This window comes from Alcanivorax sp. 1008 (genome assembly GCF_020667895.1).
In the GTDB taxonomy this organism is placed as follows: Bacteria; Pseudomonadota; Gammaproteobacteria; order Pseudomonadales; family Alcanivoracaceae; genus PGZG01.
In genome coordinates this window covers 173,708-191,622 of the sequence record NZ_JAFMPS010000005.1, presented here as the reverse complement: position 1 = coordinate 191,622, position 17,915 = coordinate 173,708, and the positions used below count along the sequence as shown (strand labels likewise).

The following is a 17,915-nucleotide window of genomic DNA, read 5'->3' as shown; positions in this document are numbered from 1 at the left end:
TCGTATAAAGTATATAATACGGGATTATGGGGCATCAGGGAAAGAGATTGCTTTCGAGGGGTTCTTGGACAGGAAAAGCGCTGTCAGCGGTTGTCTCCGCCTCCCGCCAGAAGCCGCTCAAGCGTCGAACATGCACTCGAGCTCGCCCGAGGGCCCAGCGCCCTCTCCCACAGAAATTGCAGCGGGGAGCTCGTGGATGGCAGCGATATCAAGCACTCATTCCAGACTGAATCTGGCACCAATAGCCAACCGGCTTCGCCAAGAGACACCAGGAATAGGTATAGCTGATGGCCGGCAAGCGATTGCATTGCCTGGGCTGCCGCCGCATGAGGATCCCCCATCTGCTCCGCCCTTAGGCGCCCTACCCACGCAAACCACACCGGCCCGACTCCTTTAGAGTCGATCGCCATTCGGTGCTGCTCATCAAGCGAGCATCTCTTTTGGACGCATTCGATGGCCTGGTGCATGACTTCGACATCTGCAGCGACCTCTTTTCGGTACACCGACCCGAAAACGAGGAACGCAGCCGAAAGCGCCATGCCACACCCCAAAACTGTCACGAACCAGAATGGGCGCCGCACCTAAAACACCCCGCCAATGGGTTGGCCTATCAGAGCCGACGCATGCCTAAAGGGATTGTTGCTCATTTCAAACGCGACCTCAGGCCGTCTTCCTATTGGCCGCTTTTGGGTTTGTCGCAGTAATCTCTGCGTAGTGTTTCCATGTGCTCAAGTTTTCCCTTGCCCATTGGTACTGCCTGGTGCGCCTCATCGAACGCCATCCGGCCGAAACGGCTAACGCCATCTTCCCGGCTACTGCGGATGAACTCCGGGCGCTCTTTGTCGGCCATAACTAATAACTTTCCTTTTTCCCAATGAATTGCCACCAGAGCAGCCATCCAGCGCTCTATCCCGCTTACATCAGCGAGATGGTGACAGGAAAGGGCCCCAACCGCGTGTGCCTTACAGACTCATCTGCGACGGTTCTATATAGAACGCCTTGTTCCACTTCACCGGGTTGACCAGACGTTGTATCACCGTCTGTATCGTGTGTCAGAATCAACAAGTATGGAGTTGAGTCCAGCGTAAAGCCCGTAGCCGCCTTGGTTGCATGGAAGCGAAGCAATAAAGGCCCCACTGCCTCAACAGCGCCAGACGCCAGAAAAGTGTCGCCCTGCCAAACTTCCATCTGTGCGATGCCTACATAGGACGCTGCTGGGTCTCCAGCCTCAGCGGTATAGCCTGCAATCGCGAAGGTATCCATCTTGCCTTCGCTGGTGGTTACAGTGATTGTCGCGCTCACAGCCTCAGCGGCAACATCACGATCATACGTCACCAGATAATCACCAAACCCAGAGTCGTCCACATCTGCCGCTGTGATAGTGATGCCGGCAGGCACACCGGAAAACTCAAGAGAGTGCCCCGGGAAGCCGTCACGATCGATGGTTAGCGGCATCTCCGTACGGAACCCCGCGAAGTCCAGGTCGCCAGACACATTAACCATAGACGTGTCGATCTGCCCAGACGCAGCCGCTCGAGCTGCCTTGCCAAAATCGATCAAGCCGTAACCTGCTTCTTCCGTGAATGCACCGCCCGAATCTGCATTGGTCAGCTCGCCAGCCTGGAGCAACGCCTGCAACTGCACGTTGGTCAGATCCGGATTAATTGCCTTCATCATGCCGACCGCGGCGGTTACAACTGGCGCAGAGAACGACGTGCCGATCTCGCAATGCGTTCCTTCAAAGAAGTCCGAAAGATCCGGGTTAACAGGATCCTCAGCGGTACCAAGAATGCCAAGGACGCACGTTTGATCCGCAACCTCTCCAACGGCCGCAGCAATATGGACATACGGGCCGTATGAGCTGTAGGACGCGATGTCTCCATCACGGGCATAGGCAGTTACGCCCCAAGCCCCATCATCTCTACCGTATAGCCCGACGAGAACATTACCTGGAGTCAGCCGGGAACCAGAATTCCCCGCGGCGCCCATTACAGGCACATCATTACTAATCGCATACCAAACGCCCTCCGCAACCGGGCTCCAGCCTTGCTCGGCGGATGTCACGGACAGGTTGATTACATCGGCGCCATTGTCTGTTGCCCACTCGATAGCCGCAACCAGCGCAGCATTGTCATAAGCACTCTCCCCTGGTGCGGTTCCTCTAACCGGCAGGATGTTCGCATCAGGGATGTATCCTGTATTGCCCGCGCCATTATTCCTCTCGGCTGCAATAATAGAAGCGACCATCGTCCCGTGAGTGTTAGCGAGCCCATTGCCTCTGGCACCAACTTCTTGGAAATTGTTGGTAACCAAAGGCCCAAACCGGTCCTCTGGGTCGCGGTACACCCAGTAGCCATTTAACAATGCATCGCTTAGGTCTGCGGTCGGATACACGCCACTATCGACAACGCCAACAGTTACTGGCGTCCCGTCTGCGTCAAGGCCTCGGGTCCACAGCCAACCTTCAGCGCCGTTGTGCGCGGCAAACTGCCAGTCTGTTGCCGCCAGCGGGTCACTGACCGGGGGAGTGCCTGACGCAAACGAAATCGAGGCCTGGTTCAACATCACAGCCGGGATCACACTGGCGCCGCGGTTCATCTTCGCGTACTGCTTCACCAGCTTAACCGTGTCGCGCTTGTCCTCAATAGCGTTGTTTTGCATTACTCCGATGGATCGTTGGGCCGATGGTCGAGAAAACGAAATTCGCTCAACAGTCCCGCCACGTTTGTTGGCGTAAACGATTTCCGACTGCTCCCTTGCTACTGAAAGAGCCCGAGATTTCGACGCCCCTCTCTTGTCAATCTTCACTGCGGTATACGGCACAGTCTCAGCATCCGAGCTATACAGGGCCTTGGCCATGCTCGTTGTAAGTGGTGAGTAAGAAAGCTGCTGGGCTGGGGTCAATATCGCAAGGGAGTACTTCTGAGGACCGCAGCAGGAATTCACCGTATCGCGCAGTACACGAATAATCACGGCTCCAGCAGACGGGATCGATGCTTCTTCATCGACACCTGCCGGCGCAGCAGAGAATGCCAGTACATTGAGGTCTGTATCGAACACATCAACATCCAGGTCTTCGTTAGGGTGCTCTTGCAGATATGTAAGCACGACGCTTGAACCCGCAGGCACGTTTTCCGCGAAGAAGTAATCGGAGCTACCGGTGCCGCCATCTGCCAAGCCGATCACCGTCGCGCCAACAGGAATGGGCGCAGCAGTGTTTTCGGTATGGTTCCCTGAACCAGCCAGACCGGCCTCGTAATAGACGCCCGGTTGGACCTCGAAATATGCCGTCAGAAATCGTTCTCCTCCGCCATCAACCAGGATTGATGTCGAGGCTAGACTTGTCGCGTCATCATTAAAGGCCTCAATAAAAATATCGTAATTAATGCCAGGGAGAAGATCTGTGGCGACAAAGGACTCGGTGTTGGCCGGTAGCTCCGACGAGATTGCCTGGGGGATGGCCCCCGGCGCAATGGCATCTCTGGCTAGAATTCGGTAGCCAGCTTCCGCGGATGCATTATCTCGCCATGTAATAGCCACATCGCCGCCAGCTGTCTCAGTTGCAATAACCGACGTTGGCGCGCGCATGCCGGCGGCGCTTGAGCCGCCACCACCGCCACCCGAGCCGCCGCCACAGGCGGTCATTGCCAGCGCGGAAGCAAGAATCAGAGAAACACGATATTGAGAGGACATGGCCAGCTCCTAAGCTAGTATGTTTCGTATATTACCCTTTATACGGGATATTGCAACATCAAAATATGGATGGAGGGGCCATTAGATCACCAGACTGGCGACCTGATCCGGACTCGCAAGGAGTGACGGCAGGCTCGTCTAGTATAGAGGGGGGCGCATCCAGAGCATTAGCCTTCCCTGCCGTCTTGCGGGCGCCTCCCGCCTTCCTTGACGCGGGAGTGAACGGCAGCTCGTCACTGAATGGCTGCCACGCCTGACTCTGAGGTGCCGGCTTCGCGTTAGCCAGGGGCGTCACAGCCTCGCCGGCTGGACAGGGCTCTGCCAGTTGGCTCCTATCTTCGCATTGGACGCCAAATCTGGATAAGTCTACCGGGTCATTCGTGCTCACCACTTTCAGCGGCGGGAGAGCCTTTAACAGCTGCTTCCCATAGCGCTTCGTTGTAATACGCTTATCCATAATAGTGACCCGCCCGATATCATCCACTGTTCGGATCAATCTGCCTACCGCCTGGACAAGTTTTGTAGACGCATCGGGCAAAGACAGCTCGGCGAATGGGTTGCGATTATGGCACTCCAGGTACTCAGAGTGAGCCTGAAAAACGGGATCTTCAGGAGAGCCGAACTGCAGCTTTGTGATTACAACGTGCTCGAGGTACTTTCCAGGAAGGTCTAGTCCCTCTGCCAGGGATGCAAGCCCGAAAATCGTGCTGTATTGCCCTGAATTGATGGCGAGCTTGTGCCGATCAAGCAGCTCTCTCTTGCCGAAGTCATCTTGGCTTAGCACGCCCTTTCTTAATTCCGGGGGGATCGCCTTCAAGGCTCGTAGCATCATTCCTCGTGACGTAAACAACACGAGAGCACTCCGCGTTTGCCGAAACTGTTCCGGCAGCCTGCGAATTACCTCCTCCTCGAATTCACGCGCTGCCTTACCTTGTGGCTCAGCATTCATTGGCAAAAGGTTTATCTCCCCCTGCCTTTGATAATCGAACGGCGAGCCAACCCGTTTGTATATAACGTCTTTGCGATCAGCCAATCCGACCCGACGAGAAAAGTCGTCAAACTCCCCTAGTGCAGTGATCGTGGCAGATGTGACAATTGAAGCATGGACCTTATCCCACAAAATGCCCTGCATTTTCTTCGAAACATCCAGCGGCTTTTGCTTAATGCTATATCCGTCACCCTCCCGGCTTGCCGTTTTTTCGACCCACAGCGCCTTCGGGCTATTTTCTTCGACCGCTTTCGACAGAGATTCAGTCGATCCGCCAAGTGTGTATATCCGCTCAAGCGCAGACCGGAGCTGCGATGCAATGACCGGGGCAGAATCTATCTTCGATTGGTGCTGCTCTATCAGCCTGTCCAACGTGACAGCAATCGCCGACGCTGATCCCGATGCTTGCTTTAGCGCCGCCGTTATATGGTCTGGCGCCTTCGAGTTTCTGAATCGATGAATATGGGCGTCGCCCGTACTCTGATATTTGAGTGACTGAACACGTTCGCCAAGCAGCCTCATCTGATCGATGAGTCCGTCCCACGCGCGCAATCCTTTAATTTCCTGGGCCGCGCGATTACTACCAGCGGACTCAAACATCAGAGCTATCTTTGTCGCCGCCTGCTCTGCCCATCGGGTTTGTGCATTGATATTTAAGTCGATCGACTGAGAATCTTTTAGCACCGAATCAATATGGTGCGCCTCGTCAAAAACAACGATGGACTCTTCGGGCTTAATCCCAATTGGTCCGCCCTGGGGGCTAGATAAGCTGAGCAACGTTAATGCGTGATTGCTAACTACTATATCCGCTGCCGCCGCCTCTCCCCTGGCATTGAAAGCAGCGCACTCGGCGAAATTTGGACACTTCCGACGCAGACATCCGGGGCCAGTTTCTGTCACTTCTTGGCGGGTTTGTTGGTCTAGCGTGCTTGACCACTCATCAAGATCTCCCTTCCATGCGCCGCCAACGTATCTTTCGGCCATTCTTTTCGCTGCGGCCGACGCAGGCCCGCCTGCCGAGATATGCCTGAGCTTTAAGCTGCACGCATAGCGCGAGCGGCCTTTTGCCAAGGCCACCTTCAGAGAAAGATTGTTTGCTTCAAGCAGCGCGGGTATATCTCTGCTCCAGAGCTGATGCTGAAGCGCGACGGTTCCGGTGCTTATTATAAGTTTTTTTTTATCTTTAATTGCAGCGGCAATAGATGGCACCAAATATCCAATTGACTTGCCCGTTCCAGTACCGGCTTCAATAACGGCTATCTTTTCATCGCTGTCAGCATTAAGGGCCATCACCCCCGAGGAGATCATTGCCCTTTGCTCATTGCGAGAGGAGAACCCCTTTAGCCCCTTCTCAAGAGCCTCCAGCATTCCCCAGGCGTCTTGCCTCTGCTGATTCACGTTATCCCGCTCTATTGAAAGCCAACCAAGCGAAACGCGAATGACGGCAAGGTGTATATCTTGCCATCAGCTCCCTTCGTTTCCACATAAATATGGTGCTCGCCAGCAGGTAAGTAGACGTTGTGTGTTCCTGACATTTCTACGGGAGTCCCGGTAGAGCAGTCTATTGTATACTGCCTTCCAGCGCCTGTTACGGTGCTACCCTTCTGCTTTAGCGTAAACCCGATTATTTCTTCCCCATTCAGGTACGCCCTCGCGTTTCCATAGCAAAGTTCTTCCGGGGCATTAAATGTAGCAGAAAACTCTTTCAGCGATAGATACTCAACAGCCAACAAAAACGTTCCCAATGTCGGCCCTTCAACTTGAATGGTTCGGTCAAGCACTCTGGTCCAGCCTTTGGGCTGGTCGCCCATATCGCCCGTCTCACTAATTAGCGTTACGGCGCCCCCGGAGCCGCCGGGAGACGCTTTTTCCGTTGCGCCAAACCGCACACACTCAGAGTCGGCAGCAGGCGAGTTGCACTTATCTGCGATGGCCGCCTGGCCAATACCCATGCCAAAAACCGCTACGGCAATAATTTTTAATGCGTTTTTCATGCTACCCACCCATCTTGGTTTAGTGTTTGTATAACTCGCTTATGCAGCTCTTGAATCATCATCTTCGGTTTGATCAACCGAGCCGCCTTGACCTTCATCGCCGCTGTCATACGCCATAATCATGTGTGGCAGCAGCTCTTCGAAATACTCTCTTATCTGATCCCGTGTAGCCGATTTAGCAAGATCAGCAGGGACCCTAAAGATCAGGTTCGCATTTGTAACTGCAAGCGACTGACCTCTGCTCCCCTTGAACTCTTTCGCCAGAGGGGTCTCCTTCTCCGGGTTTTTACTCTTATCTATTGCCTCGTTGATTTCTTTAATGAGGGCTTTCGCCTTAATGGATCGTTCGCCAGACTTGGCAACCTGACGTTCACAGATGCGGCGAGCAATTGCTCTAGCCTCGAGATCCTGATCGATCGACGTCATGAGCTTGTATCCTGGGGCGATCTTGATTTCCCAAAGATCCAGGGCAGCGGCAACGAACCAATCGATGTCGATAATCTCCGCGACCTTGAGCATCTTCGAGAGCTTGCTTTTATCGATATGACCTACAGCCTTGTCGGCGTTGTAGCCATCAACCAAAGCATCCTGGCTATCGTATGTGCCGATGTTCAATGCATGCTTGAACGAAATGGCGCGCTCAAACTCAACAACAGGCTTCCGGTCATCGTTTTCAGAAACCATCGCGCTATGGGCGTCCGCGTCTGAGAGATCGCGAACAATCGCCTTAAAGGGTCGGCCCAAATTTTTACATACCAGCAAGCGGCGATAGCCGGTTACCAGCTCGTATTCACAATCTGGGTAATCCGCTTGCCTCTCCGCCGACATAGCCCTGACGACACCTGGTTGCAACTGCCCAACAACGGAAAAGCTGTACTCGAGACCTCGCAGGGCATCCTCGTCGGCCGCCTGCTCTGGATCACGATCCGACCAAAGGCGAGGAGCTACGCGCCTTGGGTCGATCTCGACATACTGGCCATCTTCCATTGCGGATACCTTTTAGTATTACGCGGATACTATATCATACGGGAATCTACACGACTGCCGATTGTTTTTCAATCAGTCCGCCTCCAGGCGCTACCACCATCCTGTCCCGGCCGGCTCGCTTAGCCTGGTACAGCGCCTCGTCTGCAGCCTTCACCGTTCTTTTGCCGTCAAGGCCGGGTTGATGCATAGCAACCCCGACAGAAACCGTCGCCCTGCCTGATGCAACACCCTGATGCCGGCGAACACGATCCAGCACACGCTGACCAATCTTGATCGCAGTGCCCTCATCAGCTCCGGGGATCAACAGAAGAAACTCCTCTCCGCCCCATCGAATCAGGAAGTCATGATCTCGGAGGCTGTCTCTGATTCTCGCCGTTACCAGCTTGATGACCTCATCCCCGACATCATGTCCGTAGGTGTCGTTGATGTCTTTGAAGTGGTCAATATCAACCATCATGGCCGCAAAACAAGATCCCGACGCCGCCAGCTGTTCCAGCGCGCCCTCGCCCCCATGCCGATTGAGGGCGCCGGTAAGCTGGTCCCTGTTGGCTCGCTTGGCAAGGTCGCTCATTCTTTGATTAAGCACATCATGCTTGCCCAGGTTGCAGTTTGCTCGAGTTAGGATTTCCCCGGCCGTGGCATGTCCCACGTCCATCGCTGCGTCGATATCGACCAACCCATGCTTTGCGCACTGGATGATCACGCCAGCCGCAAAGGCATCTCCGGCTCCTAAGGTGTTAACGATGCCCTCCACTTCTTCGGGGCGGGATGAGGCCTCTAGCTTGGGCCCTCTATAAGCAACAGCCGGGCCGGGGCCGTTTGTCACAATAACAAGGCCATTGATATCTGACGCGCCCACGCTCGACATCAAGTGGCGGTGCTCGCGGTAATTACATAGCGCCAAATCCGGAGCAGGCAGGCGGCCCAGCTTCAATGCCTTTTCCTCGGAAACAAGCTGCAACGAGCACGGCCTCCCCTGCTCTTTTGCTTCAGCGATAATGCTTGCAAGGCTTTCCACGGAAAGATTGGCATCCAGGGCGACCCAGTCATGGCGGGTGATATGTTCTGCCACATCACTTCGGCCAAACCGGTGCCGCTCTACTGCCATAGAAGATACTGCGGAGGTGATTTCACCTTGATCAATATGCGCGCTGAACCCGGAGTCTGGGAGTCCTGTGTCGATGACAGGCTCAACCACCACCCCTTGAGACTCCATCTCATCAATGAGCATCGCCGAAATTGCCGAGTCATTGAACGCGCTCATAAACGTAACTTTGGCGCCAAGATTGGCCAGGTTGATTGCCAAATTGTATGCCGTGCCGCCAGCATGGATTCGTAGCCGGCCGGGGCGATCCATGGTCCCTGCCCCCGACGTGGCTTCCGCAATAATATCAAGATGAGCAGAACCGATAACAAGGACCCTCACTGTGCTGCCCCCTTATCGATGTGCCGCTTCGCAACAGCCACTAGCTTTACATTCCCGAACTCCGAGACTGTGACGTCAACGACCACCCAGCCTGATGCCTCGACGAGGGATGACAGCTCGTCCGGCGAATAGAGGCATACGGTTTGGCGGATGCCGTGTTTTTCCTGCATGTCTGGAGCGAGCTTTGCAAACCGTCGATCAACCGGTTCTTCTACAGCCGGGTATCCAAGTGAAAGCTCTGTCCCCATCCCGCTCGCGCTTAAAAACAAATAACCCGGGCTCTGAATGCGCGCGGCCGCCGCGGCAAGGGCGGCGCTGGCCTGATCAAACGGGAGGTAGTGAATAGTGCGCTGACTATATATGAGATGAAACTCTGGAACCGGTTCCGACGACAGGAACTGCTCAATGGTTCTCTTGATGTAGGTTACGCCATCCTCCGCAAAAGAGTTGTAGTCGCCTGGATCAACAGCGATCGCCTTAACAGAGGGCAGCGCGGCCAAAGCGTTCGCCATGGCGCAGCGCCCCGCACCGACATCGAGAACAACAATCGGGCACTCGATGGAGGCGACCCTCGCCATTGAAATACAGCGGCTATCGAGATCATCCAGGCGCTGGGAGGCTATATCAGCTCCCTTTCCATCATTTTCTATCAGTGTGTCGCCGTACTCATTCAGGGCCATTCTATTCAATCCGCTCCAACAGTCTTCTGACGATACCGCCAGTCTGCTCACGTGGAAAGTATTTCATACTGGAATCGAAAGAGCCGCTGCCCGCTCCGCTACCAATCAGTTTCATAAATGAAACTGGAGCGCAACGCCATATCAGTAGTGCTTCTCATTCGTATTTAGCTATTCGTGGGTGAAAGCACGTACGAAAAATCTTTCCGTGGGTGAAAGTACGTTGGCGCAGGCCAAACATCTCTCTTTCCCCTTAATACAGGTAGGAAATCGGGTTTTTCCAAAGGAAACCTCACTGCGAAATGCAATTCAGGACACGGATGAAGGCTTTTGGCCTCACTTTCTCCCTCGCCCTCGTACTTTCGCCCATGGATAAAAATCGGGGCGGGGGTCAGGGGTATTTTTCGGGATCGATGGCTTGCAATTGGTGCGCAGGGGCGTGGTAGGCGGGTTGCCGTGGTCTTTAACTGTTCGTTGGCTTAGCTGTTCTTCAGGACGCGAACGACGATACGGGTCAGACGCCTAAATCGTCGTCATCTGCAAGAATCCCCAGTCTTTGTTTAATGCCTTCAAGAACCTCTAGGCTGCCGAAGTGAATAACCAGAGAGCCCTCTTTCCCATTCCACCGAATGGCTGCCTTGGACCCTATGGCCTCGGCGATCACCATTTCTTCCCGACGGATGTCTGCGTCATTGCTTCCCGTCTTCTTCGGGCCGCTCAATATTTCCTGACGCAACTTTTCTGCCTGCCGGACAGTAAGTCCACGCTCAACGATCTTCTTTGCCAAGCCATATTGAAAATCCGATTGCTGATATGGAAGGCCAACCAGGGTCTTGGCATGGCCTTGGCTGAGGGCGCCGCGGCGAACCATCTCTCTTACCCGGGGATCCAGACGTCGCAGCCTCAGCAAGTGCCGCAGCGTGTATTCGTTCATCCCGAAGGCGCGACTTAGCGCAGCTGCAGATGCTGACCGAGGACCTCTCACCGACTTCGCTTTTCCGTCAGCAGAGGCTGCCGACTTTCTCTTGGCGCTTTTCCGCATCCGCATCTGTTCGGCATGAATCAGGTCTGCCAGATCGAAAGGGTCGGATTGCTTAACCCCAAAATCCTCCAACACCCGGATCCTTGCCAGCGCCTCCGGTACATCCTCGGCCACCAGCACCGGGACACGATCCATCTTGGCGCTTTGCGCCGCCAGCCAGAATCGAATGCCGGATAGTATCTCCAGACCCTCTTGGGTTTGCCGGGCGACAACAACAACGTCGGGTCTTAGCTCTTTAACTGCCTGGATATGAGCCCTCGCCGGTACCGGGAACCCGGCAGAGCCCCTGTATTGACTCGGGCGCAGATCCTCCACCGGCAACAGGGCAATCGACTGCGAATCCACGGCGACGGAGAAAGCATCATCGTGTGCTGCGTGTGGGTCCATATTCTTAATCCTAATCGTGCCACGTGGCACGTTTAATCATGGCTACGCCGTCCCCTTCGGTCAATAACCTTATGTTACTAGGGAACATTTTATCGCCACCCCGAAGCCTGGTTTGTTCCATATTTTGGGTTGCCATGGATAAAATTGACGAATAGCCGCTACCAAATTCCCGGAGCCAGAAACGAGGCCGGAGACACCAATAATCCGCTTCCTGCGCTTAGCCCTCGACTGCTGCCGCCTGCCGACACCGCCAGCGACCAATGTTGGCAGCTGAAGCCAAATCAGGCCTGAGGCACTGCATGCCTGGTTTCTAGTGGAAACATTAGCAAGCACTCTACACCCCATATCGTAGATCTAATCGGTAGCCAACCAGGAAGGCCTCCCTTCCTGTCTTCGGTTATGGTTTGTGAGGCTTCATCCCCGGGGCTTTAACGGACGCGGCCCATGTGGGCGTCCCACATCATGCCGCCAGGCTTGGCTCGCACGGCTTGGGCGAAAATCAGGCTGGCGGCCATTACTGTCGAACAGGATGCCCATTGCCTTAGATTGCTGCGCCTCACAGCAAGATTTGTTTATGCCTGCGTTTCCCGTGGAAACCATCCATGGCAGGGAGTTTCCATGGGGTGTCAGATACTGTGAAATCGCTGGAGACCGCGCCAGCTCTACGTTTCAGAGGTTTCCACGTGGAAACTTTTTGATTCCCAGCCAAGTTTCCATTGGAAACCTGGGCACCCATAAGACGATGCGGCCATTGGCAACCATCCATAGCAGAGACGTTTCCACGGAGTCTCAGATACTGTGAAATCGCTGGAAACCGCGCCAGCTCTACGTTTCAGAAGTTTCCACGTGGAAACTTTTTGATTCCCAGCCAAGTTTCCATTGGAAACCTGGGCGGAGTCGATCTGAAGAGGACACGGAAGGAGGCCGGCTAATCAGATGAGGTTTCCAGCCGAAACCCTCGCTTCACTGACGCCATCGGGGCGCTGATCTCGGGCGGCTCGCTATCGAGAAAGCTGTTTAATTAAACGCCATCAACAGGAACAGCGCCAGAACTCCATCCAAAAAAAAGCCCCTCGAGAGGGGCCTTACAATGAATGTAGGCATCATTGTTTGATTTTATCGTAGAGATCTTTAACTGCCCCCATGAAATCGTCATCGTTTAGTTTTGACAGATCCCCTTGAGCGGTGACTACGTATTTCCCAGCCTTCAGAACACCCTTCACTGTAACGCCTCCTCTAGCCGCCTCGTGAACCACAGGGCTAACGACATCCAAAGTTAGCGCCGCTCGCAGCAAGTCAGCAATGATCTGTCCGTCGGTGAGGGCATCTCTGCTCTCGCTGCTATTTATTCTCGCCAGCTTTGCGACAACTCGCCTGCTAACCACCCCCTCATGGTCGCCCTCCAAAGCAATCACCAGACGACGAGCGTCATCCACTGCGATCGTCGAGGGGTGATCAATGTGGCGCCAGATGAAATCGAAGCTCGTCAGCCTGGCTGCGGTGAGCATCTTGCTGATGTTCCCCTTGGTGTACTTCCGATGGGAGCTTTGTTCGTTATGCGCCTCAAGCAATGCAGTCTGGCTCTCGTAGATGCCTTCATCAAGGGCTGATCTAAGACTGAGCGCACGAGTGAATGGAGAGATGTCGATCCGGTCATCGTTCTCGATCATCATGACCGCGAAGGCTTCCTGATCGTCCATGCTTTTGACGATGGCCAGGATGTTCTTCCCGATGAGCTTGCACGCTTCGAAACGGCGGCGACCGGCTACGATCTCGTACTTGATCTGAGGGTCGCCCTCCACCGGCCTAGCGATAACCGGGACCCGCTGCTCTTGCTCTCGAATTGACTGAGCCAGATCCTCGATCGCCTTCTTCGTGACGCCCTCATCCTTCCTGTCCGCCATCTTCCAGAGGCGACAGGCATTGATGTCTACCTCAAGCACGACCTGGCTGCGCTTTTGAGCCGGCTGTCTACTCAGCGCGTCAAGTGTCGTTAAGGGTCCTTTGTTGTCGCTTAGCTTGTCTGCGTTTCCATCGGAAACCGCGACCGGCATGTCCTTGGCTCCGGCAAGCGCCGGGCGGCGACTATTCTTGCTCATTGTGCACCCCCTTCTACGCTACGGTCTTCTGGGGCTTCAAGCCCATGCCTTTCCAGTTCCTTTCTCAGCCGAAAAGACTCTTTTTGGCGTGACGGCCAGGTGCCCAGCATTTCCGCCTCGATCTGCTTACAAAAGAGCTCCACCATGGCAAGCGCCTTCTTTTGCGGGCGATCATCCTCGAACACTGTTTTGAGGGAGCTCGCTGTATTCTCGATCTCGGCCATCTTGACGAATGGCACCTTGAAAATCGCATCTTCAAATACATTAATCATTTCGCTGCCGAACCAACGCTGCGTACTCAGGCGCGATCCCTCGTAAAGGGTGATCGCCATCTTGAGGAATTTATACTCCCGGCGAGCGCCAAACTTCGGCGCGTACGTTTTCAGCAAAGTCATAAACTGGACTGTGCTTGAAAAGTCGATTACTCGGGCGGGGGAGGGGATGACCATCGCGTCCACGGAGCGAAGGATGTTCATCGTCGTGACGCCGAGGTTCGGCGGGCTGTCCAGGATGACGATGTCATAGTCATCTTTAACGCTGTTAAGCCCGTGATTAAGCAGCGACAATAATTCCTCCCTTTTTTCAGGATTCTCTCGGCTTTCAAGGATCGACGCGGCCAAAGACCATTCAATGTTGAACGCCACCAAATTGGTCGGGATCAGGTCTAGGCCGGGGATGTGGGTTTTCTTGATCGCATAATGGAGCGACTCGCGCCCCCCTTCCCCTTCGAAGAACGGCAGAATCGTATCGTTCACCCCAAGATCCATATCAGGCACGATACCGAAGGCGGACGTTGTGCTCGCCTGGCTGTCCATGTCCACAAGCAAAACCCGGTAGCCTTTCAAGGCCAGATATTGTGCTGTATACAAGGCTACTGTTGTTTTGCCGACGCCACCTTTGAGGCTGGTAATGGCCAAGACGAGGGGCTCATCGATTTCGCTATCCCGCCAGGGTTGCGTGCCGAAATGTTTCTGCAGCTCGTGAACGTGTTGGATGCCATATCTCAGGCGGACATTCGATTCGGTAATGAGCGGGCTAAGGGCTCCCTGCTCGACAAGTTCCTTTTCAATGCCCGCAATGCGGCTTGGCGATCGATCCACCAGTTCGGCCACCTCGGCTCGGCTAAACACCCTTGAAAAGGTTTTCGTGGAATTGGGGGCCATCGCGGCCTCGCGGATGATTGACATCATCCTTTCGGCGCGGGCATGAATGGTCGCGAGGTCCATTTGTGCTCCTTATTGGTTTCCGGCAGTGAGGTTTCCACAGAATATTGCCAGTATTTCTCACTGCGCACAACGTTTTGTAGATATTTGCGCGCCATATCTCACTGCGCTGTTGATTATTGACTTGAGACCCCTCATTCCTTACTGTGCAGTTAGGTTTTTTGCTTCACGCACACCTTTTCCTTACTGGCGATACAGCTATGGGTCCACAAAGTCTTGACGACTTGATAAAGCGGGTAATGGCGAATGCCGCCATGGCCGCAGAATCTGCCGAGAGGGAGGGGGGGGGTACCCCACCAGTGGCGTCAACCCCGATGGATCAGGCTGTCCCTCGCTCCAGTAAAGCAGCGCACATCGCTCCGCAGCAGACAAGATCGCCTGTCGTCCATCGGGGCCGCAAAGCAGGAGCCGGCCCTAATAATAGCGATCGCGAGTCGGGCCAGGTTGTCATGCCTTACTGGTCTGCTGGCTTGGCGGGCATACCAAATGAACTCTTGAGGTCATCTCTGTTTAACGTCTGCGGGGCCCATGTGCCCAGGGCGAACCTTATCAACCATCTCGTAGCAGGGTATGACAAAAGCGTCCAAATCTTTTATACAGGACAGGAGCTTCGGCAGCTCCCCGATCTGGACGTTTTCCTCCGCCTGCTAACCCTGGCACAAAACACTAAGCCAGACACGTGGGTCTCTTTCCGCAGAGCTGACATGCTGAGACACCTCGGATGGCATTCATCTAAAAAAGATTACTCGCGATTGCTTGACTGCCTTACCCGCCTCAACGCCACATCCTTACGCATACACAGTCCGAGGATTGATAGAATCGCCGACGAGTTTCTTCCGGAAACTTCAGAGGACGAGGGGAGGGGGATCGCCTTCTCTCTGGTGTCAGCTTTTCGATACGAAAATTCATCAGGCAAGACAAGTAGCGAGTGGGCTGTCAAATTCGATAGAGAACTTCTAGCGCTATTCAAGGGAAGCCACTACTCACTCCTTTCACTAGAATTGCGGCAGAAGCTATCACCGTTCGGCAAGTGGCTGCATGGCTATCTATCTACTCACCGACAGCCCTGGCCATTTACTCTCTCTATGTGCATAGAGAAGTCGGGGTCTCGACAATCTATTGAGGCCAGAGCCGCCAGGATGGATTGGGCGAATAAGGTTCTACTTCCTGCGCTCGCCCAGCTGAAGGCTGAAGGCTTTCTACTCGACTCCACGTACGACCCAAAATCAGAAAAGGTCTCCGTCTCCCGGGCCCCTCTCTTCCCCACTACGTAAGTCGATCGCCTTTTCCAGCACCGCCATTCACCGGGTATCGCCTCCTCAATTCGAAAATCAGAGTCAAAGCACGAAATTCGTCCTTTTACGGCCTCGAAACTTGTCGGGCCCATTCCGGTTTCCAGCCTATCGATTCTCTGAAATCATCCGCGCATGAAGGCGATTTAGGGGTTTCCTTAACTCCGATATCGGTTTCGACAACAGCGCAATTCCGACTCCAGTCGATTGTTTCCACAGTATTTTTTTGATTCTTGATGGTTTCCATAGCCAACCGGGATCGGGAGGAAATATTTGATATTTAATGAGCAGGGCGCTCTATGAGTGGAAACAGAAGGTTTCCAGAGAAAGGCACTTATCCACAGAATTTCGTGCTTTGACTCTGATTTAGAGGGGGGCTTTCGTGCTTTAACTCTGATTGCTCGTGCTTTGACTCTGGTGACTCGTGCGTCATGATCGCAAAGCCGGTCCAAGTCAGGTCATAGGCCTTTAGTGCCTTGTTTTAATTGACTTTTAATTGACTTTTAATCCCTATAACCCGTCTTCTAAACCCATTTATAAAAGTTTTATAAGAGGACTATTTGATTATTAGGAAACCTGAAGGGCAAAACCTTAACGCTCTCGATCTGGCGCTGAAGACGACTACGCTGTCCGTTCCTCAATGGTACCGGAAACCATCTTGACCGCAAGCATAATGCGGCACCGTTCAGTGATCACCATATACAGCCTGAGGACTCCCGCAACAGGTGATCATAAAAGATACAAATCCCTCCCCCTGATGAGTTACTATCAGCATTACGTTTTATATGCTTCATACGGGATTTACAATGAGCTCTGCAGATACTGAGGAACCAGTTACTACAAAAGATAAGGATGTGGTGTTCTGCGAAACGACAGACCAGGACCCATCTGTTGCGGTTACTGATGAGCTAGGGCAAATAAGCATCTTCTCCGCCGCATTCGACACCCCTGTATCTCCCAAGGCCACCTTGGACGGCCTCTGGTTGCCATTGTTCGCCCTGAGCAAAAATGCCACAGATATTTTTACCTCCGAATTCACAGACAATCAGGGAAATGGATTTCTACTAGAAATCACGCCGGCTACAGGGCAGAGCAGGGCTAATTTATTTGATAAGGAGGTTCTAGTTTGGCTAACAGGGGCAATTCGCAAGGCTCTCGATGAAGGCACCAGGCCTACTCGCAGGATCCAGTTTCGAGCAGCCAGCTTCCTCACTGATTCTGGGCGGGGCCTCAGTGGAGCGTCATACAGTCGCCTGAAAGGCGCCCTCGACAGGCTGAAAGATACAAGTTTCAAGCAACACCTGATAGTGGACAGCAAGAGCCAAGGCAGCACCAGGAACATTGGTTTTATCTCCGCCGTCGAATATCGGCAAATCGATAAGAACGGTTCCATCGTAGAGGTCATCCTGAGTGACCACTTCTTCGCGAGCATACTGAACAACAAGGGAGTGCTCGCCATGGACAAGCAATACTTCTCCTTTCGCAAGAGCTATACCCGGCGCCTGTATGAGATTGCCAGGAAGGCTGTTGGCAACCAGAAACGGATTATCGAGTTCCGTGAACACACCCTTATGCAACGCATGGGCGCACAATGCGCTCCCACCGATTTCCGGCGGCTTATGAATGAAGCCATAGAGGAAGGAATACCTGGCTACGTTATCAATATGGTGGGAGAGGGACGATCGCCGCGACGATACCAGTTCTTGCCGGAGAGCAAATACCTCGAAATTATGCACAGTGAGATGGAGGCTGAGGACGGTGACTGGTAATTCCTGTGGACATCCCTGTGGTTATCTTTATCCACAACGTCTTATCGCCCACGCTCCTTTCGTGCGATCGCCCATAACCTCGTGCCTTCGCCCATTTTCAGCGCGTACTTGGGACATGGATCCACGTTCCTTCGGCTGGTCTGCCTCGTGCGATCCCACAGGGCCCTCTAGCTCGAGGCCGCGGCCAGCCTTGCTCTCAGGCACGGATAGGCATCAGAAAAGTGTTTAACTTGTAAAACTTATCTTTTAAGAAAGACATATAAAAAAGATTTTTTCTTGAAATGGTTCTTTGAGATTTTTTGCCTGTTGATAACTAAATACCGATAACCCTTATATGG

General features: G+C 53.8%; 12 protein-coding genes. 2 read left to right on the top strand and 10 right to left on the bottom strand.

The window, feature by feature from the left end; all coding sequences use genetic code 11:
• Window positions 1–673: 673 nt before the first annotated feature.
• The 10 genes from J1C54_RS08690 to J1C54_RS08645 all read right to left on the bottom strand — a co-directional run bounded on the left by J1C54_RS08690 (window position 674) and on the right by J1C54_RS08645 (window position 14,519).
• On the bottom strand, window positions 674–898 hold the full coding sequence (locus J1C54_RS08690; protein ID WP_229146441.1) for a hypothetical protein: 225 nt from the start codon (window positions 896–898) through the stop codon (window positions 674–676).
• A gap of 17 nt (window positions 899–915) precedes the next feature.
• Window positions 916–3,693, bottom strand: a complete 2,778-nt coding sequence (locus J1C54_RS08685) for a S8 family serine peptidase (RefSeq protein ID WP_229146439.1) — start codon at window positions 3,691–3,693, stop codon at window positions 916–918.
• 58 nt (window positions 3,694–3,751) lie between these two features.
• The gene (locus tag J1C54_RS08680) at window positions 3,752–6,079 is read right to left on the bottom strand and encodes a helicase C-terminal domain-containing protein (protein ID WP_229146438.1); all 2,328 of its coding nucleotides are present in this window, start codon (window positions 6,077–6,079) and stop codon (window positions 3,752–3,754) included.
• Window positions 6,080–6,090: 11 nt separating this feature from the next.
• Window positions 6,091–6,675 (bottom strand): hypothetical protein, encoded by a 585-nt coding sequence (locus J1C54_RS08675; protein ID WP_229146437.1) that lies wholly within the window; start codon window positions 6,673–6,675, stop codon window positions 6,091–6,093.
• Between the two features lie 39 nt (window positions 6,676–6,714).
• Entirely contained in the window at window positions 6,715–7,662 is a 948-nt protein-coding gene (locus J1C54_RS08670) for a ParB N-terminal domain-containing protein (protein ID WP_229146436.1), read from the bottom strand.
• Between the two features lie 46 nt (window positions 7,663–7,708).
• Window positions 7,709–9,088, bottom strand: a complete 1,380-nt coding sequence (locus J1C54_RS16740) for a PfkB family carbohydrate kinase (protein ID WP_229146435.1) — start codon at window positions 9,086–9,088, stop codon at window positions 7,709–7,711.
• Window positions 9,085–9,768: a class I SAM-dependent methyltransferase gene (locus J1C54_RS08660; protein ID WP_229146434.1), complete on the bottom strand. Its 684-nt coding sequence runs from the start codon at window positions 9,766–9,768 to the stop codon at window positions 9,085–9,087. The genes J1C54_RS16740 and J1C54_RS08660 overlap by 4 nt, the downstream gene beginning before the upstream one ends.
• A gap of 511 nt (window positions 9,769–10,279) precedes the next feature.
• Window positions 10,280–11,194 (bottom strand): hypothetical protein, encoded by a 915-nt coding sequence (locus J1C54_RS08655; protein WP_229146433.1) that lies wholly within the window; start codon window positions 11,192–11,194, stop codon window positions 10,280–10,282.
• A 1,103-nt stretch (window positions 11,195–12,297) separates the two neighbouring features.
• Entirely contained in the window at window positions 12,298–13,293 is a 996-nt protein-coding gene (locus J1C54_RS08650; RefSeq protein ID WP_229146432.1) for a ParB/RepB/Spo0J family partition protein, read from the bottom strand.
• Window positions 13,290–14,519, bottom strand: coding sequence for an AAA family ATPase (locus tag J1C54_RS08645; protein ID WP_229146431.1), 1,230 nt, complete (start codon window positions 14,517–14,519; stop codon window positions 13,290–13,292). Before J1C54_RS08645 ends, J1C54_RS08650 begins: the two co-directional genes overlap by 4 nt.
• Before the next feature lie 197 nt (window positions 14,520–14,716).
• Here J1C54_RS08645 and trfA point away from each other — a divergent pair, with 197 nt between their 5' ends.
• Window positions 14,717–15,790 (top strand): plasmid replication initiator TrfA, encoded by a 1,074-nt coding sequence (gene trfA / locus J1C54_RS16735; RefSeq protein ID WP_370635628.1) that lies wholly within the window; start codon window positions 14,717–14,719, stop codon window positions 15,788–15,790.
• An 824-nt stretch (window positions 15,791–16,614) separates the two neighbouring features.
• Window positions 16,615–17,577 carry a replication initiator protein A gene (locus tag J1C54_RS08640; protein ID WP_229146430.1) on the top strand — a complete coding sequence of 321 codons (963 nt, stop codon included), beginning with the start codon at window positions 16,615–16,617 and terminating at the stop codon, window positions 17,575–17,577.
• Window positions 17,578–17,915: the final 338 nt, after the last annotated feature.

Bases quoted from the DNA above. Each gene is read 5' to 3' on its own strand.
- J1C54_RS08660 (WP_229146434.1), bottom strand. From the start codon at position 9,768: ATGGCCCTGAATGAGTACGGCGACACACTGATAGAAAATGATGGAAAG.
- J1C54_RS08655 (WP_229146433.1), bottom strand. From the start codon at position 11,194: ATGGACCCACACGCAGCACACGATGATGCTTTCTCCGTCGCCGTGGAT.
- J1C54_RS08685 (WP_229146439.1), bottom strand. From the start codon at position 3,693: ATGTCCTCTCAATATCGTGTTTCTCTGATTCTTGCTTCCGCGCTGGCA.
- trfA (WP_370635628.1), top strand. From the start codon at position 14,717: ATGGGTCCACAAAGTCTTGACGACTTGATAAAGCGGGTAATGGCGAAT.
- J1C54_RS08640 (WP_229146430.1), top strand. From the start codon at position 16,615: ATGAGCTCTGCAGATACTGAGGAACCAGTTACTACAAAAGATAAGGAT.
- J1C54_RS08645 (WP_229146431.1), bottom strand. From the start codon at position 14,519: ATGGACCTCGCGACCATTCATGCCCGCGCCGAAAGGATGATGTCAATC.
- J1C54_RS08670 (WP_229146436.1), bottom strand. From the start codon at position 7,662: ATGGAAGATGGCCAGTATGTCGAGATCGACCCAAGGCGCGTAGCTCCT.
- J1C54_RS08690 (WP_229146441.1), bottom strand. From the start codon at position 898: ATGGCTGCTCTGGTGGCAATTCATTGGGAAAAAGGAAAGTTATTAGTT.
- J1C54_RS08650 (WP_229146432.1), bottom strand. From the start codon at position 13,293: ATGAGCAAGAATAGTCGCCGCCCGGCGCTTGCCGGAGCCAAGGACATG.
- J1C54_RS08675 (WP_229146437.1), bottom strand. From the start codon at position 6,675: ATGAAAAACGCATTAAAAATTATTGCCGTAGCGGTTTTTGGCATGGGT.